The organism is Actinomadura sp. 3N508, assembly GCF_044326375.1.
In the GTDB taxonomy this organism is placed as follows: Bacteria; Actinomycetota; Actinomycetes; order Streptosporangiales; family Streptosporangiaceae; genus Spirillospora.
Genome location: NZ_JBIRAX010000011.1, coordinates 211,285 through 236,603 on the forward strand (window position 1 = coordinate 211,285; position 25,319 = coordinate 236,603).

The following is a 25,319-nucleotide window of genomic DNA, read 5'->3' on the forward strand; positions in this document are numbered from 1 at the left end:
GTTGGAGACCCGGCGCCGTTCCGGTGAGTCTCCCCTGGTGCTCCGGGCAAAACATCGCCGGACGGTGGCGGAGTTGTAGCAGGTCGGGCACACATAGCGACGAAAGGGGTTCCTCTACGACTTCGTATTTGTTTTCATATACGGAGCTCCCTGCACGGCGCGCTTATCGAGGAGGCGCATCCGGATGCCCCGTACCCCCGAACCCCCACCCGGCGAACACGACCTCATGATCCAGCGGCGCAAGCGCGTCGTGCTCGGCTCCGCGGCGGTCACCGTCGTGGTCTTCATGGCCTTCCCGATCCTGACCTCGTTCACCGGCGTCCTCAACGGCGTCGCTGGCGGGGTCGGGGCCGCCTACGCGGCGGGTCTCGCCGTGATCCTGCTGCCCCTGGCCGGCGCGGCCGCCTACCGCAGGTGGACGTCCCGCATCGAGGACGGAGAACGGCGGTGAACGGCACGGCCGTCGCCATCGTCGGCGCGCTGGTCGCGGTCACGCTGGCGCTGACGACGTATGCGTCCCGGCGGAACAAGAGCACGGCCGAGCACTACGTCGCGGGCGGGCGGATCGGCGGGCTGCAGAACGGGCTGGCGCTCGCGGGGGACCAGCTGTCCGCCGCGTCCTTCCTCGGCATCACCGGCGCGGTCGCGCTGACCGGGTTCGAGGGCTTCTACCTGGCCGTCGGCGTCCCCGCCGCCTACCTGCTGATGATGCTCGTCATCGCCGAGCCGCTGCGCAACCTCGGCCGGTACACCCTCGCCGACGCCGTCGCGGCGCGCTTCGACGGGCGCGGGCTGCGCGCCGCGATGGCGGTGGCGAGCCTGGCGATCAGCGTCATCTACATGGTGATCCAGTTCGTCGGGGCGGGGCTGCTCGCGCAGCTGCTGCTCGGCGTGGACTTCCCGGTCGCGGTGATCGTCATCGGCGCGCTGATGACCGTCTACACGATCCTCGGCGGGATGGTCGGCACCACCTACATCCAGGTGTTCAAGGCCGCCGTGCTGATCGTCACCGCGCTGGCGCTGCTCGTGCTGGTGACGGCCGACTACGGCGGCAACCCGCTCGGACCCATGCGGGACGCCGCCGCCCGCTTCGGCGACGGGGTGATCGCGCCGCATCAGGGCGGGCTCATCGCGTCGCTGGACACGGTGTCGCTGACCCTGGGCCTGGTGCTCGGCATGATGGGCCTGCCGCACGTCATGGTGCGGTTCCTCACCGTCCGGGACGGGCGGGCGGCACGCGACTCCGCCCAGGTCGCGATGGTGATCTTCTGCGGGTTCTTCGCCGCGCTGCCGATCTTCGGGTACGCGGCCCTCGACCAGGTGGGCAAGGCGGCCATCGTGGCCGACAACAAGGCCGGCAACCTCGCCGCGCCCCGCCTCGCCGAGGCCATCGGCGGCAACCTGCTGTTCGCCATCGTCGCGGCGGTGGTGATGGTGACGATCCTCGCGGTGCTCGCGGGGCTGGCGATCGCCACGTCCGGCGCGATCGCGCACGACCTCTACACCGTCGCGCTCAAGCGCGGGGAGGTCTCGCCCGAGCGGCAGCTCCTGGTCGGGCGGTTCGCCGGGGCCGGTATCGCGATCGTCGCGATCCTGATCGCCCTGTGGGCCAAGACGCTCAACATCGCCTTCCTCGGCAACGTGGCGTTCGCCGTCGCCGCGAGCACGACGATGCCGGTGCTGGTGCTGACCATCTACTGGCGGCGCTTCAACCGGACCGGCGCGGTCGCGGGCCTGGTCGGCGGGCTGGTGTCGTCGATCGGGCTGGTGCTGGCCGGGCCGGACGTCATGGGCGACGCGCACCTGTTCCCGCTGACCGTCCCGGCGCTGGTGTCGGTGCCGGCCGGGTTCCTGTGCGCCTGGACGGGCACGCTCGCCGGCCGCGGCAACGCCGATGCCGCCGGTCACCCGTACGACGAGCTGACCAGGCGCGCGTTCCCGGTCGGGCGGGACCGTATGATCGCGCGATGAGCGTCGACCTGTACGCGGGGATCCCGGTGGCCGGCTACGCGGCGGCCTGAGCTGGTACGAACGGCTGCTGGGATCTCCGCCGACGTTCGTCGCGAGCGACACCGAAGCGGTGTGGGAGCTCGCGGAGCACCGGTCGCTGGCCGTCGAGCACCGGCCCGAGCACGCGGGCCACGCCATGGTGACGATCTTCGTCGACGACTTCGACGCCCGCGTCGCGGGAATCGCCGGCCGGGGGATCGAGCCGGCCGAGCGGGAGACCTATCCCAACGGTGTGCGCAAGGCGATCTACCGCGATCCCGACGGCAACGAGATCGGCTTCGGCGGTGCTCCCGTCGAGACGGGCTGATCAGCCGGGGCGGTTCACCTGCTCCCTGGACGATCCGGACACCTGGGCGTAGCCGGCGACGATGGCCTCCAGCTCCGCGGGGTCGATCACGTCCGCCAGGCGGGTGAAGCCGTCGGGGGCGCGGCGCTCGACCTCGTCGATCACGTTCTCCGGCCCGCCCTTCCGGTTGCGGAGCACCACCTCGGCGGTGACCGGCAGGCGTTCGTCCTGGTAGGCGAGGAGCGCCGCGGCGGGGTCGGTGGGATGCCGGGCCAGGTGCTCGCTGAGGCTGACGGCGTCCATGATGGCCTGGCCCGCGCCGTTGGAACCCATCGGGTACATCGGGTGGGCGGCGTCGCCGAGCAGGGTCACGCGTCCTTGCGTCCAGTGGGGGAGCGGGTCGCGGTCGCACATCGGCAGCTCGTAGCAGTCCCGGGTGGACGCGACGAGCGCGGCGTGGTCGACGAGCGAGGTCCGGAACCGGGCGGCGTGCGGGCCGAGGCCGGACGGATCGGCGCGGCGGGACCAGTCCTGGCGCTGCGGCGGCGGGTCGCCGGGCCGCCCGGTCCGCAGGCAGATCGCCCAGTTGGTGAGCCGCGTGCCCGGCCGCTCGCCCGGCGCGATGGGGTAGACGACCAGCTTGGTGTCCGTGCCACCGGCGATCATCATCGTGCTGCCGGTGCCGAACTCGGGCCAGTCGGTCGCTCCCCGCCACATCATCACGCCGTTCCAGCGCGGCAGCCCCTCGTCCGGAAAGAGAATGGACCGGACCGTGGAATGGATCCCGTCGGCCGCCACCAGCACCTCGCCCTGCGCTGACGCCTGCATTTCGCCGCCGCGGTCGGTGAAGCGGGCGTGGACGCTCTCGGCGTCCTGCTCGAAACCGGTGAGGCGGTGGCCCGTCCTTATCGCGTCCGGGCCGAGCCGCTCGCGCACCGCCCGCAGCAGGACGCCCTGAAGCCGCCCGCGATGCACGCTGATCTGTGGAAAGTCGAAACCCGCGTAACGCCCGCAGGGCCTGCGCATGATCTCCTGGCCCAGCCGGTGCGCGTAGATGAGTTCGCGGGCCTGGATTCCCTCGTCCTCCAGCCGGTCGAGAAGCCCCACTTCCGCCAGTTCCCGGACCGCGTTGGGCAGCGTGTTGACCCCGACGCCCAGCTCGCGGATCCGCTCGCTCTGCTCGTAGATCTCGCAGCCGATGCCCTTGTGGTGGAGCCGCAGTGCCGTGATCAGCCCGCCGATTCCCGCGCCCACGATGACGACCTTCATGGCTCTCCCACCCGATCCAAGCCGCGTGATCACTTCAAGTCTGCCACCACGGCCGCACTTCGGCTCCATCAGCCGAATGCGACCGCGCGGTGACGGCAAATAATGCCATTCAGAGAATGGTATGGGCTCCTGATATGTGCATTGCCTGTCTTTATAAGGCTACGCTCCATCACGTCGGTGTTCGTAAAAACGCCGGCGGAACGGGGGCAACCGGTTCATTGCAACCTACGAGAAGGAGCCGGAGTTGTTCCCCACCCGATTGGTCGCCGCTGTTCTCGGCGGCATTGTCGCGCTCGTGCTGGTCGGCGTCGGTGCGCCCGGCGCGGCCGCCGCCCCCGCCGCCCCCGCCGCGCCGCAGCGGGCCGCCGTGCAGACGACGATCTACTACGACTCGTCCCGAGCGGCCGAACTCGCCCCCCAGGTGGACGAGGCCGCCGAGATCTGGAACACGCGCGTCACGAGCGTCAAGCTGGTCAAAGGTACGGCCGGCATTACGGTGATCACCGCCCAGAACGGTTCGGCGCCGGGGACGGCCAGTTGCGTCGGCTGCACGCGCGGGCAGATCTACTTCTACCGCAACCAGATCCAGCAGTCGGGCGCGGCGGCGCTACGCGTGATCGTCCACGAGTTCGGGCACATCCTCAGCCTCAACCACCCACCGGACATCGGGAACTGCGACAAGGTCATGGCCGGTGGACGGTGCCAGAACGCCATTCCGAGCGCGGAAGAGATCGCGGCGGTCGAGCGCTTCTGGGCGCGCGGGTGGCGTCCCGCCAAGCCCGGCCCGAACCCCGCCGACGAGCGCGAAGTCCTCGGAGCGCCCGCACTGGTGACCAGGTAACCGGTCACCCGTTCCGTCCGTACAGGCAGCCGGACGTCAGCTGCTGGGGCCGCTGGCGTCCGGCTCGCGCTCGCCTATGCGGCGCCGTCCGCGCCGTTCGTGCCGGTGTGCTGCCTGTAGCGCTGGACCCACGGCAGGACGTCGCGTCGCCAGGCACGGCGCGCGACGTGCACGAACACGCAGGCCGTGTAGTCGCGGCGTTCGGCCTCGGAGGGGGAGTCGAGGGCGACCTCGTCCGCGATCGCGTGCGTCCAGCCGACGGTCTCCCGCCACCACCGGGCCTGCGTGGCGGCGGTGCCGGGATAGTCCTGGACGCGCGTCTTGAGCTCGGCGGCATGTTCGGGACGTACCGCCGTCGCGGCGCGGGACCGGAACAGGCACCGGTGCGCGCAGCCCTCGCATTCGGTGAACGGCGCGATGGCGGCGTCGAACTCCGGGACGGCGGCGCGCAGCGTCCGGAACCGTCCGGCCAGATCCTCGTCGGTGGCCAGTGGCGCGCGTTCCAGCCCGGCGGCGCGGGCGGCCTCGGCCCGGACGTCCGGGACCCGGATCAGCGCCGGACGGTCCATGCCGCCGTGATAGGCGAACGCCGTGAACGGCTCAAGGGTGGCCGCGTAGCGCTCCTGGTCGGCGGACAAGCGCATGGTGGAGCCGATCACGGCCCGGTCGTCCTCCGCCGGGAGGCGGTGCATGACCTTGAGGTTGGTGTTCTTGTAGGCGTCCTCGACGAGCTTGCCCGGAACCTGCTCCACGATCACGAGCGCCTCGCCGTACTTGCCGTTCTCCGCGAGCGCGCCGGCGAACGCCTGCGCGGCGCGGGCCTGCGCGTTCCCCTCCGTGGTCCCGCGGTGGACGGTGCGCCGTCCCAGCAGGCGATGGGCCTCCTCGACCACGGTGACGTGCGCGAGGTCGCCGCTCTCCCGCCCGGCCTTGTAGTACTCGGTCATGGTTTGCAGGATCAGCGCGGTGAGCAGCGACTGCTCCTTCTCGTTGTCGCCGGCCTCGGCGAGCTCGATGACGACGGGGCGGCGCAGCAGCTCGGCGACGGGGTAGGAGGTGGCGCAGTCGAGCGTCCCGGCGCAGGCGCCCTCGGCCAGCGACTCGGCGCGCAGCCGGGACGCGGCCATGATGGTGGACCGGACCTCGCCGGAGTAGTCGAGCCGGTCGGTCTGCTCGTGCATCCGCGCGACGAAGTCGCCGAGCGTCGGCCAGTTGCCCTCGTGCCGGGGGCCCGCGCGGTCGGTGGGGACGATGCCGCGGCGGGCGTAGGTGTCGCGCAGCGCGCGGTTGAAGATCGCCGGGAGCGGGTCCCAGAGGCCGAACGCGGCGTCGAAGCAGGCCAGCAGCCCGGCGATGTGGGTGCCGATCCGGACGCCGGGCGGCACCGCGAACGGGTTGAGCCGGAACGGCGCGGTGTTCTCGTCGCCGACCGTGAAGACGACGAGGTCCTCCATCCCGGGACGCGTCGCCAGCCACCGGTAGTCGTCGAGCGTGGTGCTGGTCGGTTCGAGGACCAGGAACGGTATCCGGTGGTCGCGCCACAGCTGCTCGCAGAAAGCCAGCGTGCTGTTCGTCTTGCCGGACCCGGTGGTGCCGGTGAACAGGGCATGCCGGGTCAGGTCGGACAGCTCGATGCCCAGCGGCCCGGCGGCGCGGTCGGCCACCAGCTGGCGTCCGAGCACCACGTGCGGCCCGGACGGCTGGTACTCCGCCTCCAGCGCCATTCCGGGGCGCCGGACGGGAAATCCAGGCATGTGGCCGTGCACCGCCAGCGGGAGCCGCATCGCGGACGCGGCCTCGCGCGGGTCCGCGAGCTCCGCCGCCAGCCGCACCACCGGGGGCGGCCGCACCGGCAGGTCGCGCAGGTACTGCGCGTCCCAGCGCAGGTGGTCGAGCGTCGAGACGTTGTGCCAGGCGGTCGCGAACTCGTGCGGCAGCGGGCGGACGACGACGTGCGGCGCGCCCTGGAACGTCGAAGTCAGCGCGGAGGCGCCGGTGGGGCGCTGCGGCGGGGAGATCGTCGCGGCGACCAGTTCGGTGAGCGACGGCGGCAGCGGCTCCGGTGACGCGAGGGTCACGCGGAGCCGGAACGCCTGCGACCGGTAGCGGCGGGCGGCGTCGGCGAACAGCCGGGCGGCGTCCACGGCGAACGCGTCCGGCGCCAGCTCCACGCCCGACGACCACAGCCCGCCGCCGGGCAGCGTGCCGGGGGCGGCGAGGCGGCCGTACTGGGTGGCCAGCATGTCCAGCTGGGCGGCGACGCTGCCGGACCCCGGATACGGCGCCACGCCCACGGTGAGCATCGCCGGATCGGGATGGGCGGCCAGCGCCTGCCACAGCGGTTCCCACGACGGCGCGGCGACCGTGAACGGCTCGACGGCGAGGTAGTGCGCGACGCCCGCGTCGGGCCGGTTGGGAAGCGCGAACCGGATCCGCCTGCGGATGTCGGCCATTCCCGCGAGGGACGGCCGGAACGGTGCCAGCCACCTGCCGACCTCCGCGGTGGCGGTGATCGCGGTGGCGTGCACGTGCCGGGGGAGCCCGGCCAGCCGCTCGCGCAGCCGCAACGCCTCCGGCACGACCGCGCGCTCGTCGGTGCCGTACACGCGGCCGAGCACCGCGCAGGAGAGCCGTCCGGCGGACGGGTCGACCAGGTAGCGCAGCTCGACCCGGGTGTCGGCCGCGGTGTCCAGCTGCCCGGCCAGCCACGCGGTCTCCGCGACGGCGGCCTTGCGGAGCCGTTCGGGTTCGGGCAGGCCGGCGTACTCGCGGGTCTCGATCAGGTCGGCGGCGGCGTCGATCCGGACCGCCACCCACGCCCACGTGCCGCTCCCGTCGGTGGCGACCAGCACACCATCGTCCGCCATGCGCCCGCCCTCAGTCGTCGCTCTGCCGCCGCCCTTGTTGCTCGTCCGTTTCGCCGGGCCCGTCCGGAGCGGGCGCGGGCGGGGCAGGTGCGGGCGGAGCGGCGGCCGGTGGCGCGGGCGCCGCAGGGGCAGGGGCAGGGGCAGGGGCAGGGGCAGGGGCGTACGGGACGGGGGCTGGCGGGGGCGCCGCCGTCATCAGGTCCTGGATCGGGAGGTCCTGGCCGAAGGTCGCCGCGAGCGGCACCTCGATCCCCTGCACGGCGACCTCGACGCCCTCGCGGACCGCCGAGTGCACGGCCTCACGCGTCGCGCGGACCCGCTCGGTGCGCAGCATCTGGTTGACCAGCCCGCTCCGCCCCAGGATGTTGCCGACCAGATCCTTGATGAAGGTGCCGATCAGCACGTAGCCGCGCCTGTTGCGCCACATCATCCAGCCCACGTAGAGGCTGGTGCCATAGGCGAACACCGAGATGAACGCGGCGTAGTGGCGCTCGGTGATGACCAGCCGGTTGTTCACCACCTCGGGGGCCAGGAGGTCGCTGCGGATCCGCATGGCCGTCACGTTCACCGGGATCTGCCGCCGGGCCAGCGAACCGTAGATCGCCGCGTACGACGAATCGGCGGCGGGCGCCTTGTTCTCCAGCAGCGTCCGCCATTCGGCGATCGGCTCCTCCGTCTGGGAGAGCAGCAGGACCAGCCAGAACACGGCGGACGCGACGAAGACCCCGAGCCACCCCATCGACATCAGCCCGAGCCCCGAGGACTCCTCCTCCTGGAACGCCTCCGCCGACACGATCCAGTCGACGAAGCCGATGAACGCGAGGAAGCCGAACGGGAGGTACACGGCGAACGAGACGATGAAGGCCCGCATGAACAGTGCGAGGAGCGAACGCCACGGGACGGACTCGTCCAGGGAGAGCTCGACCGGCACGAATTTCAACGACTGCGTGCGGTAGGCGATGTCGCCGCCGCCCGGCCCCGCGGCGGCCCATCCGCCGCCCCCTTGGGCCGTTCCCGGTTGGGTGGTCACGAGTCCTCCATCGGATCGTCGCAGAGTCTGGCTGGGGTCGCGGGTCTGCCTGAGTTCGCAGGGTCTGGCCGACTCGCGGGGTCTGCTCGCGGGTCTAGCTGATGGACACGGTGATCTGGCCGCCCGTCGCCGTCGCCGACCCCTGCACGCCGAAGCGGACGTCCCCGGTCTGGGTCTCGGTGCCGCCGCCGAACAGGTCGGTGACCTTCGCGACGTAGTGCGCCACCCCGTCGTAGGACTCCGAGGAGATGACGGCCTGCTGCTCTTCGGACGGGTAGGACGACAGCGCCACGGTCACGGTCGGGTAGGCGGTGATCGTCCACTTCACCGATTCGTCCGAGCCGAAGAGATAGGTGCTGAACGGGCAGTTGGGGGGCTGGCTGCTCGTGCTCTGCGCGCAGGTGTCGATCTGCTGCTTGACCATCGTCTGGACGGCCTCCTGCGCGCCGGGCGCCAGGGTCGGCGTCCCGAAGTCGACGATGGCGACCGCCTGCTCTTCGATGCCCCCGGACCGCACCGTGGCGTTCGCCGTGGCACCGGCGATCAGTGGAGTGCCCTGCGCGCCGGCCGTGTAGGCGCCGGGGAAGACGTAGGTGTAGTCCTCGGCGCCGAGGGGCGTCGCGACTCCGTTGACCGTGAGCTGCCGTCCTGCCAGGGACGTCACGCCCAACCGCAGGAACGGCTCGTAGAGCACGTACGCGGGGTCGCCGTCCGTTCCCCTGGTCGCCAGAATCGCCTGCGTCACGGTGGCGCCGCGAATCTCGTACGAGACCCGCACGGACGTCACCTTCCGCTCGGCGCCGGTGAAGAGGTCCGTCCCCAGGATTCGCAGGTTGCGCGGCCGGCTATCGGCCTCGGAGAGGACCTTGGGGACGAGAAGCGGATTGCTTTCCGGCGAATATTCGGACGCGTCGGAAACGAGTTCGAGTGCGGCCGCCGTGTCGCCGTCGGAGAGTTCGTCGAAATACTGCTCCACCGTCGACTCCGCGGTCGGCGGCTTGAGGACGGTGTAGGCGGCGAAAGCGCAGCCCACCAGCATGATCGGCACGATGGCGAGAACCACCAGCGTTCGCTTCCGCGGTCGGCGAAATTGCGCGCCACCCGCCGTCCCGGCACTGACGGCGATGGCCGGAAGGGTCACCACCGGCGTGCTGAGCACGGGCCCGGTCGGCGTGGACGGAGCCACGGGCACGGGCGGGGGCGTAGGCATGGGCGCGGCCGCGGGTGCGGGCGGAGCCGGGGCCAGAGCCGTCGCCGCGGTTATGGCGCTCGGCAGAACCGCCATTCCGCACAGCGCGCAATACGCGGTGCGCGAGCCTAATTCAGAACCACACTGATAACAGATATTCATGACAGAAGTGGTCGGGGGAGAATGCGCGGGCAACGTTCATGATCGTTAAAGCCGTAAGCGACGGCGTAAGTGTAGCGCTCGTGAACCGGGTCCGCCATGGCCAATCCGAACCCCGGCTCTCCGGTGTCGAAAAAGGGTTCTTCCAAGTGGCCGGGGAGAAAGCCGTACTGCGGAGTATCACAACGGTGCCTCGCCTCAAGACAAGGACCGGCCGAGCGACTAGCGTCGGGAGTCATGACAGCAGCCAAGCCGCTCGACGGGAAGCGCGCCCTGGTCACGGGCGGTTCACGCGGAATCGGGAAGGCCGTCGTCCGGCGGCTCGCCAGGGACGGCGCACAGGTCGTCTTCGGCTACCGGGAGAACGAGGACGCCGCCGACGCGCTCGCCCGGGAGGTCGCGGGCACGGTCGCCGTCCGCGCCGACCAGGAGGATCTGGCGAGCCTGGACGCGCTCTTCGAGCGCGTCGAGCGCGTCGAGGGAGTCCACAGGGGGCTGGACGTTCTCGTCAACAACGCCGCCATCAACCCGCCGACCCCCATTCGCGACATCACCCCGGAACTGTTCGACCGGGTCATGACGGTGAACGCGAAGTTCCCCCTGCTGGCGATGCGCCGCGCGGAGCCCCTGCTGCGCGACGGCGGGCGCATCGTGAACATCTCGACGCTGAACACCGTCCTGCCGATGCCGGGCCTCGCGCTGTACTCGGCGAGCAAGGCCGCGCTGGAGCAGTTCACCGCGGTCGCCGCCCGCGAGTTCGGCGCGCGGAACATCACGGTCAACACCGTCTCGCCGGGCGCGACGGACACCGACCTGCTGCGAGACACCAATCCGCCCGAAGCCCTGGAGCAGACCGCGGCGTTCACGGCGCTCGGCCGTGTCGGGACGCCCGAGGACATCGCCGACGTGGTCGCGATGCTCGCCGGGCCGGACGGGCGCTGGATCACGGGCCAGAACATCCGCGCCACCGGCGGTTTCGTCCTCTAGCCGGAGTCTCTGGCCGGTGCCGGGGCGACTCGCTCGGGCCCGGAGATGTCACGCAATCGAGGGCTGCGTCGTCCTTGGCGTATGAGCTACCGGCGGAACGTGGTGAACGAGCTGGCGCAGGCCTTCGAGGTGGAGCGCCCGCGGCTGGTCCGCGTCGCTTACGCGACGCTCGGGTCGCTGGCCGAGGCGGAGGACTGCGTGCAGGAGGCGTGGCTGCGGCTGCGCGGCCTGGACGACCCGGGCGAGATCCGCGACCTCCGGGCCTATCTGGTCCGGATCGTCGGGCGGCTGGCGCTGGACGCGCTCGGCACCGCCCGGGCCCGCCGGGAGCGCTACGTCGGGACGTGGCTGCCCGAGCCCCTGGTCGGGGACGCGCCGCCCGCCGCCGACCCGGCCGACCGGGTGACGATGGACGAGCAGGTCAGCATGGCGATGCTCGTCGTCATGGAGAGCCTGTCGCCCGCCGAGCGGATGGCGTTCCTGCTGCATGACGTGTTCGGGCTGCCCTTCGACGAGGTCGCGGAGGTCGTCGGACGCTCGACGGTGGCGGTGCGGCAGCTCGCGTCGCGGGCCCGGCGGCGCGTGGCGGAGGGCCGGCCGCGCTTCCCGCCCACGCAGGACGAGCAGCGGGCGCTGGTCACCGCGTTCCTGAGCGCCTGCCGGAACGGCGACCTCGACCGGCTGATGGAGCTGCTGGCTCCCGAGGTCGTGCTCCGCGGCGACGGCGGCGGCAAGGTCAGCACGGTGCCGCGCGTCATCCGCGGCGCGGACGGCGTGGCCGCGGCGATGCTCGCCTTCAGCGGAGCCCCCGTGCCCGAGATGCGGGTGACCACGATCAACGGGGCGCCGGGGGTCGTCGCGCGGGGGATCGACGGCAATCTGTCCGTGGCGGCGATCACCGCCGATGCCGGACGGATCGTCGCGATCGACGTCATCCGCAACCCCGACAAGCTCACCACCGTCCAGGAGCCGCACACCGGCTGACCTACCGCCCCCCTCCGCTCCACCGCTGATCGCGCACGCTCACGTCCAACTACTGAAAGTAATCAAACGTAAGGAAAAGGTCATGACACTGACAGAAGAATCACCGGCCAAGGCGGTGCGGCCGCCCGCGGGCTTCTTCGCCCGCGTCGCCGGGTTCGCCCATCGGCGGCGCTGGCTCGTCCTGATGCTCTGGGTCGCGGTCCTCGCCGGGGTCTGGGGCGCCGCGACGGTGAGCGGCAACGACTACCGCAACGACTTCTCGCTCCCCGGCACCGAATCCCAGGAGGCCGCCGACCTGCTGTCCGCGCACGGGCTCGGCCGGGCGGGCGACACGATGCAGATCGTCCTGAGCAGCGACGCCGGGCTGGCCGACCCCGCCACCCGGCGGCAGGTCGAGACCATGCTGGCCGACGTCGCCGCGGTCCCGAAGATCGCCCAGGTGCGCAGCCCGTACGCGGACGCGTCCGCCATCGCCCCCGGCGGCAAGATCGGATACGCCACGGTGGTGCTGGACGTCCCGTCCAAGCAGATGACCAAGCCCGACAGCGAGCTGGTGTACGAGGCGGCGGCCAAGGCGGAACGCGACGGCCTCCGCGTCGAGCTGGGCGGCGAGGCGGCGCGGCTGCTCGCCGCGGGCGAGGGCGGTACGGCCGAGGGCATCGGGCTGCTCGCCGCGATGGCCATCCTGGTCCTGATGTTCGGCACGTTCATCGCCGCCGGGCTGCCGATCATCACCGCGGTGTTCGCCGTCGGGTCGACGCTCGGCGCGATCGTGCTGGCGTCGCACCTGTTCACGGTCGCCGACTGGACGCCGTACGTGATGATGCTCGTCGGGCTCGGCGTCGGCATCGACTACGCCCTGCTCGTCTTCGCCCGGTACCGCGGCGAGCTGGTCAAGGGCACGCCGCCGGGGCAGGCGGCCGTCGCCGCGCTGGACGTCGCGGGCCGGACGGTGTTCTTCGCCGGCTGCACGGTGATCCTCGCGCTGCTCGGCCTGGTCGCGCTCGGCCTCGGTTCGCTGCAGGGCATGGCCCTGTCGGTCGCGCTGACGGTGCTGGTCACGATGCTCGCGTCCCTCACTCTCCTGCCCGCGCTGCTCGGCGTGTTCGGGAAGCGGTTCGCGCGCCAGTTCACCGACCGGGCCGCGCGGCGGGCCGCCAAGGGCAAGGCGGACGAGGGCGCGCTGTGGCGGCGCGTCGGCGGGCTGGTGCAGCGCCGCCCGCTGGTGGCGCTGGTGGTCGGCGGCGTGCTGCTCGGGGCGCTCGCCGTCCCGGCGCTGGGCATGCGGTTCGGGTTCGCCGACGCCGGCAACGACCCGCAGGGCACGACCAGCCGCGAAGCCTACGACCTGCTGTCGCAGGGGTTCGGCCCCGGATTCAACGGGCCGCTGCTCCTGGTGGTGCAGGGCGGCGAGGGAGGCCCGGCCCGGGCGGGCGCGGCGGTCTCGCAGGCGCTCCAGAACGTCGAGGGCGTCAAGGCCGCGGGCGCGCCCGTCGCCGCGCCGGACGGGCGGATCGCCACCATGCTCGTCTTCCCCACCACGTCCCCGCAGGCAGAGGAGACGTCCGAGCTCGTCTCGACGCTCCGGAACGACGTCCTGCCCGGAGTGTCGGCCCGGACCGGCGCCGACGTGCTCGTCGGCGGGGCCACGGCCGCCGCGGAGGACTTCTCCGCGAAGGTCGCGGACCGGATGCCGCTGTTCATGGCGATCGTCGTCGGGCTGTCGGTCGTCCTGCTGATGGCGGTGTTCCGCTCCGTGCTGATCCCGCTGAAGGCGGCGCTGCTGAACCTGCTGAGCATCGGCGCGGCGCTCGGCGCGATGAAGCTGGTGTTCCAGGACGGGCGGTTCGGCACCGAGGCCGCACCGATCGAGGCGTACCTGCCGGTGATGGTGTTCGCGATCGTGTTCGGGCTGTCCATGGACTACGAGATCTTCCTCGTGTCCCGGATGCGCGAGGAATGGCTGCGGACCGGGGACGCGGCGCACGCCGTCCGCGAGGGGCTGGCCCACACCGGGTCCGTGATCACCGCGGCCGGCGCGATCATGGTCGTCGTCTTCGGCGCGTTCATGCTCAGCCCGGAACGGCTGCTCCAGCAGACCGGCTTCGGGATGGCCGTGGCCGTCTTCGTGGACGCCGTGATCATCCGCTGCCTGATCGTCCCGGCGGTGATGCGGCTGCTCGGACGGCACGCCTGGTGGTTCCCGCGCCCGCTGGCCCGCGTGCTGCCCGAAGTCCAGGTCGAGAAGGCCTGAATTCGCTGTACGAGCCCGGCGCATGGACGAGCCCGCCGCCCGCGTCATCGGGTGGCGGGCTCCTCCTCGCTCCGCTTCTTCTCGCGGCGCTTGCGCAGCGTCCCCGGACGCGCCTTCTCCTCCGGGTGGTGATGCACGCGGACGAGGCTCGCACCCGTCGTGAACAGCAGGATCGCCAGGATCACGCCCAGCGACAGCGGCGTCGGGATCTCCGGGACGGACTTGCTGACGTCCTCGTGCAGGAAATGCAGGATCAGCTTCACGCCGATGAACCCCAGGATCGTCGACAGCCCGATCGTCAGGTAGACGAGCCGTTCCAGCAGCCCCTCGATGAGGAAGTACAGGGCGCGCAGGCCGAGGAGGGCGAACGCGTTGGCGGTGAAGACGATGAACGGTTCCTTCGTCACGCCGAACACGGCGGGGATGGAGTCGAGCGCGAACAGGACGTCCGTGCTGCCGATCGCGACGAACACCAGCAGCAGCGGCGTCGCCACGCGCCGGCCGTCCTCGTGCGCGATCATCCGGCCGCCGTGGAAGTCGGTGCTCACCGGGAAGAGCTTGCGGGCGCGGCGGACGAAGAAGGTGTCCTCGACGTCGGGCTCCTCGTTGCGGTGCCGGACGAGCTGGACCGCCGTCCAGATCAGGATCAGCCCGAAGAGCAGGAACGTGAAGGAGAACAGGTTGATCGCCGCGGCGCCGATCGCGATGAGGATCGCCCGCAGGATGAGCGCCGCCGCGATGCCGAACAGCAGCGTCTTCTGCTGGAACTCCGCGGGCACGGCGAACCGCGCCATGATGATCACGAAGACGAAGAGGTTGTCGACCGACAGGCTCTTCTCCACCACCCAGCCGGAGAAGTACTCGGTGCCCGCCGTCGTCCCGGCGAGGGCCCAGACGGCGAGCCCGAAGATGATCGCGACGGCGATGTAGAACACCGACCAGAACGCCGCCTCCCGGAGCCCGACCGCGTGCGGGCGCCGGACGGCGACGAGCAGGTCGAACACGAACAGCGCGATGACCAGGGCGATCGTCGCGCCCCAGGCCCATGCGGGTATGTCGACCATCCGGCGGCTCCACTCGGTCGGGGCGTCGGCCGTCCCCGTCTACGTCCCATGATCTATATCCGTTCTGCGGCACTTATACCTCGGCGTGCCTTCGCGTGCTCTCCCGCCCCGATCGTGATGGCACTCAGGCCGATCTGAGTATCCGCGCCGATGTGCCCGCACCCCGCGGGCGGAGAGGCTGGCGGCATGAACACGTCCCGTTGGCTTCCCGCCGCGCTGCTGGCCAAGGCGGCCCTGGCCGCGCTCCTCGTCCTCGCCGTCGCCTTCCCCGAATGGGACCGGTTCGCGGACAAGGCGATGGGCGCCCGCGTGGTCGCCTACCCCGCCGCCGTCATGGTCGTCGCGCTGATCTGGGCGCTGCGCGGGCGGCGGCGGGCGGCGAAGGCGTACCCGTGGGACATCGACCTCCTGGTGACCGCGCCGTTCCTCATCGACGTCGCGGGCAACGCCGCCGACCTCTACGACACCGTGAGCTGGTTCGACGACGCCTGCCACTTCGGGAACTGGGCCCTGCTGAGCGCCGCCGCCGGGCTGGCCCTGCGCCGGTGGGGCGGCCTCGGCGGCCGGACGCTGGCGCTGGGCTGCGCCGGGCTCGGCGCGATAGCGGCGATCGTCTGGGAGTTCATCGAGTACCGCCTGTTCATCCTCGACACCCCCGAGGCCGTCACGGCCTACAGCGACACCGTCGTCGACCTCATGCTCGGCCTCAGCGGGGCGGTCGTGGCGGGTGTGGCGCTGGCGGCGGCGTCCAGCCGCAGGTCAGTACACGAGCGCCTGGACGTCGTCGCGGGTGATCTCCTCGACGAACGTCGGCGCGCCGGCGATGCGGACGCCGGGCAGGACGTCGTCCGGGCCGATGTCACGGCGGGCCGCGCACTGCGTGCACAGGGTGACGCGCCCGGCGGTGAGGACCACGGTGAGCAGGTCGTCCAGCGGAGTGGCGTGCGGTAGTGAGAACTCCGCCGCGCGCCCCGGCAGCGCGAACCACGCGGACTCGCCGGTCAGCCACAGCGAGATCGGCACCCCGCTCGCGGCGGCCGCCGCGGCCACGGTGAACGCCTGGTTGCAGCGCTCGGGGGCGTCCGCGCCCGCCGTCACCTTGATCACCAGCGGTCTGGCCATGGTAGAACTCTAGCCCGGCGGAGCCGCGTAGCATCCTGCGGTATGGGTGGGATGCTGAACGCGGGGATCCTCGTCGTCTTCCTGGGGCTCGTGGTGGTGTCCGCGGTCCTGCTGGTGATCCGGCTCGCCCGCCTCAAGTGATCGCGGACGGCCCCAAGTGATCGTCGGGCGCCATCAAGTGATCGGACGCCGCTACCCTCGGTGCCCATGGATCCTGAGCTGCATCCGGACCTCGAGCCGCTGAAGTTCCTCCTCGGCACCTGGGAGGGCGCCGGCGTCGGCGGCTATCCCACGATCGAGTCGTTCAACTTCGGGCAGGAGCTGTCCTTCACCCATATCGGGAAGCCGTTTCTGAGCTATGCGAGCCGGACCTGGCTGATCGAGGAGGACGGCACGCTCGGGCGCCCGCTGGCCACCGAGACGGGCTACTGGCGGCCGCGTCCCGACAACCAGGTCGAGGTGACGCTGGCGCACCCGACCGGCATCGTCGAGATCTACGTCGGCACCGTCGCGTTCGGCCGGGTGGAGCTGCACACCGACGTCGTCGCGCGCACCGAGTCGGCCAAGGAGGTGACGGGCGGGCACCGGCTGTACGGCATGATCGGCGAGGACCTCGGCTGGGCCTACGACATGGCGGCCATGGGCCAGAAGCTCCAGTCGCACCTGTCCGCACAGCTCAAGAGGGTCGGCTGAGCGTCGGCGCGGCGGGGACGCCGGACATGAACGATCCCCGGACCTTCCCGCGTGGGCGGGCGATGGACAGGACGGGTCCATCGGTCCGGGGACCGGGTAACTGCCTGGGATTCGCCGGTCACCGTCGCGACCGGTTGCCACCGCCGGGGGCGGCGGCGCCGAGGCGGAACGGCGACTAGCGGACAGTCACCTCGCGAGTCCTACAAGAAACCATTGTTTAGGACCACCTCCTTTCGCGCGTACTTCGCACGCTATGCGAGCCTCCCGCGATCGGGCAAGCAGGTTTTCCGAGGGCCGAACCCGCGGCGTTCCATGGCCCGGGACGGGACGCGCCGGACGGGATCTAGACTCGGACCATGGTCGAGTCGTGGCAGGAGGAACTGCGGGCGAAGGGGTATCGGGTCACCCCCCAGCGCCAGCTGGTCCTTGAGGCTGTCACCAACCTGGAGCACGCGACCCCCGAGGAGATCTGCACCGAGGTGCAGCGCACCGCCCGCGGCGTGAACATCTCCACCGTCTACCGGACGCTGGAGCTCCTCGAAGAGCTCGGGCTGGTCAAGCACGCGCATCTCGGGCACGGCCCGCCGAACTACCACATCGCCGCCGAGGCCGAGCACATCCATCTCGTGTGCCGGGGCTGCCACACCGTCCAGGACGTCGACCCGAGCGCCGCGTCCGGGCTCGCCGAGGGCCTCCTCCGCGACTTCGGCTTCGAGACCGACGTGCACCACCTCACTGTCTACGGGCGGTGCAAGGAGTGCCGCGCCACATAACCTGGTGGCATGGAGAGCCCGTTGCTGCAGTCGTCCGGAGCCGTCCCCGCCGATGCGCCCGACCAGGAGGTCGCCGCGCACTACGGTGAGCCCGCGCAGGAGCAACGAGCTTTGGAGGAGGGCACGGCGTTCGTCGACCGGAGCAACCGGGGCGTCGTCCGGGTCTCCGGGCCAGACCGGCTGAGCTGGTTGCACAGCCTGCTGAGCCAGCATCTGGACGCGCTGAAGCCGTTCGACCCGACCGAGGCGCTGCTGCTCGGCCCCCACGGCCACATCGAGCACCACCTCCACCTGATCGACGACGGCGAGAGCGTCTGGGCGCATGTCGAGCCCGGCGCGGCGCCCGCGCTGGTGGAGTTCCTCGACCGGATGCGCTTCATGCTCCGCGTAGAGGTCGCCGACGTCTCCGCCGACTATGCCGTGATCACCGTCCCGGGGCCCGCCGACCCGGGCGCTGTGGCCTGGCCGGACGTCGCCGGAACCGTCACCCGGATCGTCCCGCGAGCGGAGCCGTTCCCGGCGGAGCTGCGCCCGGCGGGGCTCTGGGCCTACGAGGCGCTCCGGATCGCCGAGCACCGCCCGAGGCTCGGCCTCGACACCGACCACCGGACGATCCCGCACGAGGCGGGCTACGTGGAGACGGCCGTCCATCTGAACAAGGGCTGCTACCGGGGGCAGGAGACGGTCGCGCGCGTCCACAACCTGGGGCGCCCGCCGCGCCGCCTGGTCTTCCTGCACCTGGACGGGAGCGTCGACCGCCTCCCGGCCCGGGGCGCCCCCGTCGAACTCCCGGACGGCGGCCGCACCATCGGTTTCGTCGGCACGTCGGCCCGCCACCACGAGCTGGGCCCGATCGCGCTGGCGCTGGTCAAGCGGAACGTCCCGGTCGACGCCGAGCTCCTGGCGGACGGCGTCGCGGCGGCGCAGGAGGTCATCGTGTCGCCGGAGACCGGCGCGAACGCGCAGATCGACCTCCGGCGGCGCCCGGCCAAACACGGATAAAATCGGCTGAGTTAGGCGATTTCTAACCGGCTGTGCCCCGGGGAAGGCGGTTTCCTCCCGTATGGTCGTGAACCTGGGGAAAGAGGAGCCTCCGGATCCTCCACCGGCCAGGAAGGGCGCCCGGCGCCTCCCGCGCAGGGAGTCCGCGCTGGTGTGGTGGGCCCTGTTCGCCGCGTTCGCCGGTGCCGCCCTGTGGCTGCAGTCATGGCGCGTCGCGCTGCTCGGGCTCCTGTCGTGGTGCCTGTACGAGTTCGCCCTGGTCCCGACCCTGTGCCGGGTGCTGAAACGAGAGGGCTACCCCTGCGCGGATCGCGTCCGCGGACGCCTGTTCGCCTGCGCCCCAGACCATCAACGCCTGAAGAACGACGCACTCTGGCGCCTGATAGGCCTCCGCGACCCCTTCCAGAAGAGCGTTGAGGGCGCCGAGACGGGCGGTGTGGTCCACTCCCCGTACGTACGCGGACGCCTCACCCAAGCCGACCGCGCCCTCATCCTCCTGGCCGCCGTGGGAACGCTGGTCACCCTGGTAGGCATGATCTACGGCTTCCGCTGATCGGGCCGTTCGACCAGATCGTCCTCCAGGCCGTCGAACCCGCTGAGGCCCCCGGGCTCGAAGACGGTGTCGCACCGGCCCTTGATGTAGCCGCTGTGGGTGGCGATGATCACGGCGGATCCGGTGTGGCTCAGCTGCCGCAGGGTGTCGATGACCACGACGGCGTTGGGGTAGTCCAGCGCGCCCGTCGGCTCGTCGGCCAGGATCAGCGGCGGTCGCTTGACCAGCAGGCGGGCCAGCGCGACACGCTGCTGCTCGCCGCCGCTGAGGTGGTGGATCTTCTCCTTCTCCCGGCCGGCGAGGCCCACCCGCTCGAGCGCGTCGCGGTGGCGGGAACGGCGGTCGCGGCGGCTCGCGGACACGATGTCGAGGTTGTCCGTCACGGTCGCGTTCTCGATGAGCGCGTAGCTCTGGAACAGGTAGCCCAGGACGTCGCGGCGGAAGCGGCGCGCGGCGCGCCTTCCGAACCGGGTGATGTCGGCGCCGTCGTACAGGATCTGCCCGCTGGTCGGTGATTCGAGCAGGCCGATGCAGTTGAGCAGGGTCGACTTGCCCGATCCGCTGGGGCCGGTCACGGCCAGCATCTCGCCCACCCCGACCGTGAGGTCGAGGCCGGACCAGAGCGTACGGCGCCCGAACGTCTTGGACAGGCTCTTGATGGCGATCATGCATCGGCTCCCGTCGTGGTCAGGCATCGGCGGCGCGCTCGCGCACGATGCGGCGGTGGGCGAAGGCGAGCGCGGTCGCCAGCAGGGCGGTCGCCAAAGCGGCCACCCCCGCCGCGGGTACCAGCGCCCACCAGTTCGCCGCGGGCAGGCCCGGTGGTGGCGGGACGCCCATGTCTGTGAATCTGGATATGGCCGCCGACCGTCCCAGGGCCTCCCGGGCGACCCAGGCCAGCAGGCCGCAGGCGACGACGGCGTCGAGGACGAACAGGCGCCGGTGGATCGTCCAGAACGACCAGCCGCTGATGTGCTTGGCGAACACGGCCTGGGCGTTCCTGCGGGCGTGGATCACGCACGCCCCGATCCCGGTGATGAAAAGGACGATCAACGCCGCCGCGAGGCTGACCCCGTTGATCCGCAGCTCGTCCGCGGATCTCGTGCGGTCCTGGGCCGCGCGCTGGGCGACCGGGGTCATGGCCGCGATGTCCTCCTGCGGGATTTCCCGGCAGGCGGCCTGGAGAATGTCCTCGGGATTCTTGAAGATGATCCCGTTATGAGTCGCCCTTGCGGTGTAGTCGCCGTCGGCGATGAGGCGCGATCCGTTGGGAATGACGACGATCACGGGATCGTGGACGAGGGGTTTGGTCAAGCCTTCGCTGGTGACACCGAACGTGAAGACGGTCTGGCCGTTTTTGGACCATGCCTGCTTCACACCGGACCGGCGAACCAGCGTCCCCTCGTCGCCCGGATGGATCGCTACCGGGACGTTATGGGTAATTACCTGAGCGTGCTCACGCAGCCGTTCTGGGATGATGACCCGCACTCCGGCACGAGGGTCAGGAGCGTACCGTTTGCCGGACGGCCCCAGGATCGGCTGCTCGGTGAGAAAGGTATCGTTGACGAACAGCACCTCCCCTCCCCGGGGCCCTTTCCGCGGCGGGCCGAACTGCTCCAATCTCCATCGATAGACCGCGATGACCTGCCCGCGTTCGTCGGCCCGGCGTAACCATCGCCCGACCCGGACGGACATCTCCTCAGCGGCCTTTTCCGTACGGCTGCCCGGCAGCGCGACGTTGCTCGCTTCGCCCAGTGCCTCGAAGCGTTTCTCGCCCGCCTTCTTCTGCGTGAAGTCCTGAAATGACGCAAGGGTGGTCCCGCCGATGGCGAGGACGAGAAGCGCGGCCGCGATCCGCAGCGAATAGACGGCGGTCATCGCCGGACCGGCCGTCACCTCCCCTTTCAGCCCCCGAGCCACGCCGGTGCGTGCCAGCAGGGCGAGCGCGCCGAGATGGGTGACGAGGGCGAGCAGGCCCAGGATCCCTGCGAGACCACCTGCGACGACGGCGAACAGCCCCAGCCGGGCGAACCCGTTGTACCAGCCGAGAAGGGCCAGCGTGACCGCCGTGGCCACTGCGGCCTCGATGAACCAGAAGGGCGCCAGCCGGCGGAGATCCCACCGGAGAATCGCCAGGTACGACATGCCTTGCAGGCGCAGCACGCCGTATCCCTTGGCGCTCAGGAGCACGCTGGCGCCCACGGTCAGCACCACGCTGAGCAGCACGACGAGATAGGCCGACCCGAGCGAGGAACGTGCGTATCGTTCAACGTCCTCGCCGAACCCGGTGGGTCGAACCGGGTCACCGGAGAGGCCCAGCCTGGCGAACTCGGCCTGGAGCTCTCCGACCGATCGGCGGGAACCGTATACCTGGTACATGGCTCTCGGATCGAGAGCGGCGGCCTGCTCGAACGGGCGGGTGTCGGTGCGCACGCGATGGCCGAAGTCCGGATACCCCCGCCGCAGCCAGGACGCGGGCGCCGATCCCGCGTCGCCCGCGGCGATGTAGAGGTGCCGATGGCTGTCCGGCCTGCGGGGATCGTGGACCTCACGCACGATCGACACGCGCTGCCCGCGCGCGAAAGTACTGATCATCCGCGCGGTCTCGGCGCCGCTCACGCCGTGCCGGGTGTCCTGGATCCAGATCACCGCCGTGGCCCCGGGAGGCTGTCTCCCGTCCAGATCCTGGAGGACGAGGAAAGCGAGTGTCACCGAGACGGCGAGCATCAGACCGTGCAGGATTTTCAATCCGGGGTGGCGCATGGAGGCATCCCTCTGAATCCAAAGGTCGTTCGCAGACGCACAGGGGTGGGGTCTTCCGCTGATCTCGTCCTCCTGGTTCACCAATCGGTGTTCAGAAGGGAAGTGTTTCGGGGAGCGATTCGACCCTACAGCCGTCAACGAGCAACTGTAAACACCTTGTTGACGGCGAGTCGGAATGGCTGATGGTGTCGCCGACTTCCGGGCTTTAACATGATGGCGATGCCGCGGTACGTGTGGTATGGGCGACTGTTACCCAGGGCATTGTTGACGATGCTCTACGCAAATGAACGTGGGAATCCTCTGCCGCCCTCGGTACAGACGTCAATACTGTTCGGCATGGGCCTGCGGAATCCGCTGACCGCCACGGCCCGGCATTGGCCGGATCAGATGTCCACGATCAGCGTGATGGGGCCGTCATTGACGAGGGCGACCTTCATATCCGCCCCGAACTCGCCGGTCTCGACCTTGGCGCCCAGCGCCCTCAACTCGTGCACGACCGCGTCCACCAGCGGTTCGGCGACCGGGCCGGGGGCGGCGGCCGTCCACGTCGGACGGCGCCCCTTTCGCGCGTCCCCGTAAAGAGTGAATTGGCTCACAACGAGCAGTGGCGCGTTCAGGTCCGAGCACGACTTCTCGTCGTGCAGGATCCGCAGCCCCCACAACTTCGCGGCCAGCCTGCGGGCCTTCCCGGCGTCGTCGTCATGAGTCACGCCCACGAGGACCAGCAGCCCGGGCCCCTCGATCGCCCCGACGACCCGCCCGTCCACCGACACGCTGGCCTGGCTCACCCGCTGGACTACAGCACGCATGACATTGCATTCTGCCGCCATGGGAGCAAAGACGCTCATCACGGTGGCGCCGACGGGGGCCGAGTCCGCGAAGGCGGACGTTCCGGCCCTCCCCGTCACCCTGGATGAACTGGTCCAGACGGCCAAGGAGTGCGAGGCGGCCGGCGCGGCCGTGATCCACGTGCACATCCGCGACGACGACGCACGGCCGACCCTCGACCCGGCCCGCCTCCGGGACACGGTGGCGGCGCTGCGGGAGAGCACGGGCCTGATCGTCCAGCTGTCCACGGGCGGCGCGGTCACCGACCCGTACGAGGACCGCCTCCGCGTCCTGGACGCCGAGCCCGACATGTGCTCGCTCACCTGCGGCACGGTCAATTTCGGCGACGACGTGTTCATGAACCCGTGGTCGTTCATGGTGGAGCTCTACCAGCGCACCCAGGCCCTGGAGATCGTCCCGGAATTCGAGCTGTTCGACCTGGGCCACATAGCCGCCCTGCACCGCCTCCTGGACAAGCACGGGCTCCCTTCCGGCGGACACGTCCACTGTGACCTGGTGATGGGCGTCCCGGGCGGCATGCCAGGCGACGCCCGGACCCTGGTCGCCGCCGTGGAGGCCCTCCCGCCCGGCGCAACCTGGTCGGCCACCGGCATTGGCCGCACGTCCCTCCCCGTCCTCCTGGCGGCCCTCTCGGCAGGTGGCCATCTCCGAGTGGGCATGGAAGACACGGTCACCTATGCCAAGGGAGAGCCGGTCACGGCGAACGTCCAGCTTGTGGAACGCGCGGCCCAGGCCGCCCACCTGGCTCAACGCCCACCCATGCCCGCCGCAGAAGCGCGCACTCTCCTGGCCACCAAACCCCGCTGATCAGGGGTTCTCTCCGGTGGTGCCGTCGAGGTAGGCGAGCACCGCCCGCACGCGCCGGTGGCCGGAGTCGTCCGGTGCCAGGCCGAGCTTGGCGAAGATGTTGCCGATGTGCTTGTGGACGGCGTTGTCGGAGATCCGCATCCGCTCGGCGATGGTGGCGTTGTCGTGGCCCTGCGCCATGAGGGCGAGCGACTCCCGTTCCCGGGGCGTGAGGGTGTCCAGCGGGGTGCCGGTACGGCGCGCGATGAGCTGGGCGACCACGTCGGGGTCCATGGCGGTGCCGCCGGACGCCACGCGGCGCAGCGCGTCCACGAACTCGGCGACCCGGCCGATGCGGTCCTTGAGCAGGTAGCCGATGCCGCCGCGGCCGTCCGACAGCAGCTCCCCGGCGTATTCGCGCTCGACGTACTGCGACAGCACCAGGATCGGCAGCGCGCCGTGCTCGCGCCGGGCCCGCAGCGCCGCGTGGATGCCCTCGTCGCGGAACGACGGCGGCAGCCGCACGTCGACGATGGCGATGTCGGGACGGTGCTCGGCGACGGCGTCGAGGAACGACTCCCCGTCGGCGGTGACCGCCGCGACCTCGAAGCCCTTCGACGCCAGCAGCAGCTCCAGCCCGCTGGACAGCAGAACGTTGTCCTCGGCGATCACGACCCGCACGGGCCCGCCCTCCTTGACGATCATTGTGCGCACGGAATCCGGACGGCGAGCGTGGTGGGCCCGCCCGGCGGGCTGTCGAGGCGGACGGCGCCGTCCAGCGCGGCGACCCGGCGGCGCATCCCCGTGATCCCGGAGCCGCCCGCCTCGTCCGCGCCGCCCTGCCCGTCGTCGGTGACCTCGATGGACAGCACGTCACCGGTGCGCTCGACCCGGAGGTCAGCGCGGGTGGCGGCGGCGTGCTTGGACACGTTCGTCAGCGCCTCGGCGATCACGTAGTAGGCCACCGCCTCCACGGCCGCCGGGAGCGTCCCGAGGTCGCCGAGCCCGATGCGGACCGGCACGCTCGACCGCGCGGCCAGCGCCGTCAGCGCCCCGTCGAGCCCGCGGTCGGCGAGGATCGGCGGGTAGATCGTCTGGAGCACCGCGCGGAGCTCGGCCATGGCCTCCTCCGCCGTGTCGTGCGCCTGGTCGATCAGCGTCGCCACCATGTCCGGGTCGTCGGCGAGGGACTCCCGGGCGATGCCGAGCTGCATGGCGATGGACACCAGGCGCGCCTGCGTCCCGTCGTGCAGGTCGCGCTCGATCCGCCGGAGCTCCATGCCATGAGCGTCGACCACGCCGACGCGGCTCTTGGTCAGCACGTCGACCCGCTCGGTGAGCCGCTCGCGGGCTGACCGCGCAAGCACCGCCAGACTGAGCCGCGCGTGGAGCCGCGCCAGCACCGGGAGCACCCACCAGGCCGCCGCACCCAGCACAGCGATCTGCACCGAGCCCAGAACCAGTGCGGTCGCCCAATTGCCCACATGGACGTCAATGAACAATCTGGGACGCTCGTCCGCGGAAAATGCCCACCAGAATGGCAGCGCCACCGCGGCGACCACGATGTTGCCAAGGCACACCAGGGCGGCCAGTCCGAACGAGAGCCCGACCCCTATGTGCGCGAACGTCCAGGCGAGAACCCGCCGCCGCGACGGCCGCCCGTCGGCCGGAACGTCGAGCAGCCTGCCCGCCCGCCGCCGATGCCAGCCCGCCCAGCCCCGCGCCGCGGCCGGTACGAGCAGCACCGGCAGTGCGAGAAGGGAGGCCGCAGCGGTTGCGAGCGTGCTCAGCAGATAGGCCGAGCCGGAGAACGCTCGATCACGCATTCTCCCTTGTGG

23 protein-coding genes are annotated in these 25,319 nt (G+C 71.0%); 12 read left to right on the plus strand and 11 right to left on the minus strand.

Going from position 1 to position 25,319, the window contains the following annotated elements:
• Positions 1-184 precede the first annotated feature (184 nt).
• The 3 genes from ACH34S_RS33175 (at position 185) to ACH34S_RS33185 (ending at position 2,317) form a co-directional block, all read left to right on the plus strand.
• Positions 185-451: a DUF485 domain-containing protein gene (locus ACH34S_RS33175; RefSeq protein ID WP_395956811.1), complete on the plus strand. Its 267-nt coding sequence runs from the start codon at positions 185-187 to the stop codon at positions 449-451.
• Positions 448-1,971 carry a cation acetate symporter gene (locus ACH34S_RS33180; RefSeq protein WP_395956812.1) on the plus strand — a complete coding sequence of 508 codons (1,524 nt, stop codon included), beginning with the start codon at positions 448-450 and terminating at the stop codon, positions 1,969-1,971. Before ACH34S_RS33175 ends, ACH34S_RS33180 begins: the two co-directional genes overlap by 4 nt.
• A gap of 67 nt (positions 1,972-2,038) precedes the next feature.
• Positions 2,039-2,317 (plus strand): VOC family protein, encoded by a 279-nt coding sequence (locus ACH34S_RS33185; RefSeq protein ID WP_395956935.1) that lies wholly within the window; start codon positions 2,039-2,041, stop codon positions 2,315-2,317.
• Here the strand turns inward: ACH34S_RS33185 and ACH34S_RS33190 are convergent, their stop codons facing one another.
• Positions 2,318-3,565 (minus strand): flavin-dependent oxidoreductase, encoded by a 1,248-nt coding sequence (locus tag ACH34S_RS33190; protein WP_395956813.1) that lies wholly within the window; start codon positions 3,563-3,565, stop codon positions 2,318-2,320. It abuts the gene before it with no gap.
• A 244-nt stretch (positions 3,566-3,809) separates the two neighbouring features.
• Here ACH34S_RS33190 and ACH34S_RS33195 point away from each other — a divergent pair, with 244 nt between their 5' ends.
• Positions 3,810-4,406: a snapalysin family zinc-dependent metalloprotease gene (locus ACH34S_RS33195; protein ID WP_395956814.1), complete on the plus strand. Its 597-nt coding sequence runs from the start codon at positions 3,810-3,812 to the stop codon at positions 4,404-4,406.
• A 74-nt stretch (positions 4,407-4,480) separates the two neighbouring features.
• On the opposite strand, the gene ACH34S_RS33200 is transcribed toward ACH34S_RS33195, so the two are convergent.
• The 3 genes from ACH34S_RS33200 to ACH34S_RS33210 form a co-directional block, all read right to left on the minus strand.
• Positions 4,481-7,273, minus strand: a complete 2,793-nt coding sequence (locus ACH34S_RS33200) for an ATP-binding protein (protein ID WP_395956815.1) — start codon at positions 7,271-7,273, stop codon at positions 4,481-4,483.
• Between the two features lie 10 nt (positions 7,274-7,283).
• Entirely contained in the window at positions 7,284-8,303 is a 1,020-nt protein-coding gene (locus tag ACH34S_RS33205) for a hypothetical protein (protein WP_395956816.1), read from the minus strand.
• Positions 8,304-8,397: 94 nt separating this feature from the next.
• A complete protein-coding gene (locus ACH34S_RS33210) occupies positions 8,398-9,366 on the minus strand; it encodes a hypothetical protein (RefSeq protein WP_395956817.1) in 969 nt (322 codons plus the stop codon).
• 522 nt (positions 9,367-9,888) lie between these two features.
• On the opposite strand from ACH34S_RS33210, the gene ACH34S_RS33215 reads away from it, so the two are divergent.
• The 3 genes from ACH34S_RS33215 to ACH34S_RS33225 all read left to right on the plus strand — a co-directional run bounded on the left by ACH34S_RS33215 (position 9,889) and on the right by ACH34S_RS33225 (position 13,876).
• Positions 9,889-10,638 (plus strand): SDR family oxidoreductase, encoded by a 750-nt coding sequence (locus tag ACH34S_RS33215; protein WP_395956818.1) that lies wholly within the window; start codon positions 9,889-9,891, stop codon positions 10,636-10,638.
• Positions 10,639-10,719: 81 nt separating this feature from the next.
• Positions 10,720-11,622, plus strand: a complete 903-nt coding sequence (sigJ, locus tag ACH34S_RS33220; protein ID WP_395956819.1) for an RNA polymerase sigma factor SigJ — start codon at positions 10,720-10,722, stop codon at positions 11,620-11,622.
• 82 nt (positions 11,623-11,704) lie between these two features.
• Positions 11,705-13,876 carry an MMPL family transporter gene (locus ACH34S_RS33225; protein WP_395956820.1) on the plus strand — a complete coding sequence of 724 codons (2,172 nt, stop codon included), beginning with the start codon at positions 11,705-11,707 and terminating at the stop codon, positions 13,874-13,876.
• A gap of 44 nt (positions 13,877-13,920) precedes the next feature.
• On the opposite strand, the gene ACH34S_RS33230 is transcribed toward ACH34S_RS33225, so the two are convergent.
• On the minus strand, positions 13,921-14,940 hold the full coding sequence (locus ACH34S_RS33230) for a TerC family protein (protein WP_395956821.1): 1,020 nt from the start codon (positions 14,938-14,940) through the stop codon (positions 13,921-13,923).
• Positions 14,941-15,699: 759 nt separating this feature from the next.
• Positions 15,700-16,062, minus strand: coding sequence for a DsrE family protein (locus ACH34S_RS33235; protein WP_395956822.1), 363 nt, complete (start codon positions 16,060-16,062; stop codon positions 15,700-15,702).
• A gap of 207 nt (positions 16,063-16,269) precedes the next feature.
• Between ACH34S_RS33235 and ACH34S_RS33240 the strand changes: the two genes are divergently transcribed.
• From ACH34S_RS33240 to ACH34S_RS33255, 4 genes are all read left to right on the plus strand, one after another.
• Entirely contained in the window at positions 16,270-16,755 is a 486-nt protein-coding gene (locus ACH34S_RS33240) for an FABP family protein (RefSeq protein ID WP_395956823.1), read from the plus strand.
• A gap of 356 nt (positions 16,756-17,111) precedes the next feature.
• Positions 17,112-17,528 (plus strand): Fur family transcriptional regulator, encoded by a 417-nt coding sequence (locus ACH34S_RS33245; protein WP_395956824.1) that lies wholly within the window; start codon positions 17,112-17,114, stop codon positions 17,526-17,528.
• Between the two features lie 9 nt (positions 17,529-17,537).
• Positions 17,538-18,530, plus strand: a complete 993-nt coding sequence (locus ACH34S_RS33250; RefSeq protein WP_395956825.1) for a YgfZ/GcvT domain-containing protein — start codon at positions 17,538-17,540, stop codon at positions 18,528-18,530.
• A gap of 61 nt (positions 18,531-18,591) precedes the next feature.
• The gene (locus ACH34S_RS33255) at positions 18,592-19,083 is read left to right on the plus strand and encodes a hypothetical protein (RefSeq protein ID WP_395956826.1); all 492 of its coding nucleotides are present in this window, start codon (positions 18,592-18,594) and stop codon (positions 19,081-19,083) included.
• On the opposite strand, the gene ACH34S_RS33260 is transcribed toward ACH34S_RS33255, so the two are convergent.
• The 3 genes from ACH34S_RS33260 to dtd all read right to left on the minus strand — a co-directional run bounded on the left by ACH34S_RS33260 (position 19,068) and on the right by dtd (position 22,655).
• Entirely contained in the window at positions 19,068-19,751 is a 684-nt protein-coding gene (locus tag ACH34S_RS33260; protein WP_395956828.1) for an ATP-binding cassette domain-containing protein, read from the minus strand. The two genes, ACH34S_RS33255 and ACH34S_RS33260, sit on opposite strands and share 16 nt — an antisense overlap.
• Before the next feature lie 19 nt (positions 19,752-19,770).
• On the minus strand, positions 19,771-21,846 hold the full coding sequence (locus ACH34S_RS33265; protein ID WP_395956829.1) for a hypothetical protein: 2,076 nt from the start codon (positions 21,844-21,846) through the stop codon (positions 19,771-19,773).
• A 383-nt stretch (positions 21,847-22,229) separates the two neighbouring features.
• The gene (gene dtd / locus ACH34S_RS33270; RefSeq protein WP_395956830.1) at positions 22,230-22,655 is read right to left on the minus strand and encodes a D-aminoacyl-tRNA deacylase; all 426 of its coding nucleotides are present in this window, start codon (positions 22,653-22,655) and stop codon (positions 22,230-22,232) included.
• 19 nt (positions 22,656-22,674) lie between these two features.
• Between dtd and ACH34S_RS33275 the strand changes: the two genes are divergently transcribed.
• Positions 22,675-23,502 (plus strand): 3-keto-5-aminohexanoate cleavage protein, encoded by an 828-nt coding sequence (locus ACH34S_RS33275; RefSeq protein ID WP_395956831.1) that lies wholly within the window; start codon positions 22,675-22,677, stop codon positions 23,500-23,502.
• Here ACH34S_RS33275 and ACH34S_RS33280 read toward each other — a convergent pair whose 3' ends face one another.
• The gene (locus tag ACH34S_RS33280; RefSeq protein ID WP_395956936.1) at positions 23,503-24,162 is read right to left on the minus strand and encodes a response regulator; all 660 of its coding nucleotides are present in this window, start codon (positions 24,160-24,162) and stop codon (positions 23,503-23,505) included.
• A gap of 20 nt (positions 24,163-24,182) precedes the next feature.
• Complete coding sequence (locus ACH34S_RS33285; RefSeq protein ID WP_395956832.1) at positions 24,183-25,307, minus strand: histidine kinase; 1,125 nt, start codon at positions 25,305-25,307, stop codon at positions 24,183-24,185.
• Positions 25,308-25,319: the final 12 nt, after the last annotated feature.

Bases quoted from the DNA above. Each gene is read 5' to 3' on its own strand.
- ACH34S_RS33255 (WP_395956826.1), top strand. From the start codon at position 18,592: ATGGTCGTGAACCTGGGGAAAGAGGAGCCTCCGGATCCTCCACCGGCC.
- ACH34S_RS33200 (WP_395956815.1), bottom strand. From the start codon at position 7,273: ATGGCGGACGATGGTGTGCTGGTCGCCACCGACGGGAGCGGCACGTGG.
- ACH34S_RS33190 (WP_395956813.1), bottom strand. From the start codon at position 3,565: ATGAAGGTCGTCATCGTGGGCGCGGGAATCGGCGGGCTGATCACGGCA.
- ACH34S_RS33245 (WP_395956824.1), top strand. From the start codon at position 17,112: ATGGTCGAGTCGTGGCAGGAGGAACTGCGGGCGAAGGGGTATCGGGTC.
- ACH34S_RS33260 (WP_395956828.1), bottom strand. From the start codon at position 19,751: ATGATCGCCATCAAGAGCCTGTCCAAGACGTTCGGGCGCCGTACGCTC.
- ACH34S_RS33235 (WP_395956822.1), bottom strand. From the start codon at position 16,062: ATGGCCAGACCGCTGGTGATCAAGGTGACGGCGGGCGCGGACGCCCCC.
- sigJ (WP_395956819.1), top strand. From the start codon at position 10,720: ATGAGCTACCGGCGGAACGTGGTGAACGAGCTGGCGCAGGCCTTCGAG.
- ACH34S_RS33275 (WP_395956831.1), top strand. From the start codon at position 22,675: ATGGGAGCAAAGACGCTCATCACGGTGGCGCCGACGGGGGCCGAGTCC.
- ACH34S_RS33240 (WP_395956823.1), top strand. From the start codon at position 16,270: ATGGATCCTGAGCTGCATCCGGACCTCGAGCCGCTGAAGTTCCTCCTC.
- dtd (WP_395956830.1), bottom strand. From the start codon at position 22,655: ATGCGTGCTGTAGTCCAGCGGGTGAGCCAGGCCAGCGTGTCGGTGGAC.
- ACH34S_RS33175 (WP_395956811.1), top strand. From the start codon at position 185: ATGCCCCGTACCCCCGAACCCCCACCCGGCGAACACGACCTCATGATC.
- ACH34S_RS33265 (WP_395956829.1), bottom strand. From the start codon at position 21,846: ATGCGCCACCCCGGATTGAAAATCCTGCACGGTCTGATGCTCGCCGTC.
- ACH34S_RS33225 (WP_395956820.1), top strand. From the start codon at position 11,705: ATGACACTGACAGAAGAATCACCGGCCAAGGCGGTGCGGCCGCCCGCG.
- ACH34S_RS33250 (WP_395956825.1), top strand. From the start codon at position 17,538: ATGGAGAGCCCGTTGCTGCAGTCGTCCGGAGCCGTCCCCGCCGATGCG.
- ACH34S_RS33215 (WP_395956818.1), top strand. From the start codon at position 9,889: ATGACAGCAGCCAAGCCGCTCGACGGGAAGCGCGCCCTGGTCACGGGC.
- ACH34S_RS33230 (WP_395956821.1), bottom strand. From the start codon at position 14,940: ATGGTCGACATACCCGCATGGGCCTGGGGCGCGACGATCGCCCTGGTC.
- ACH34S_RS33285 (WP_395956832.1), bottom strand. From the start codon at position 25,307: ATGCGTGATCGAGCGTTCTCCGGCTCGGCCTATCTGCTGAGCACGCTC.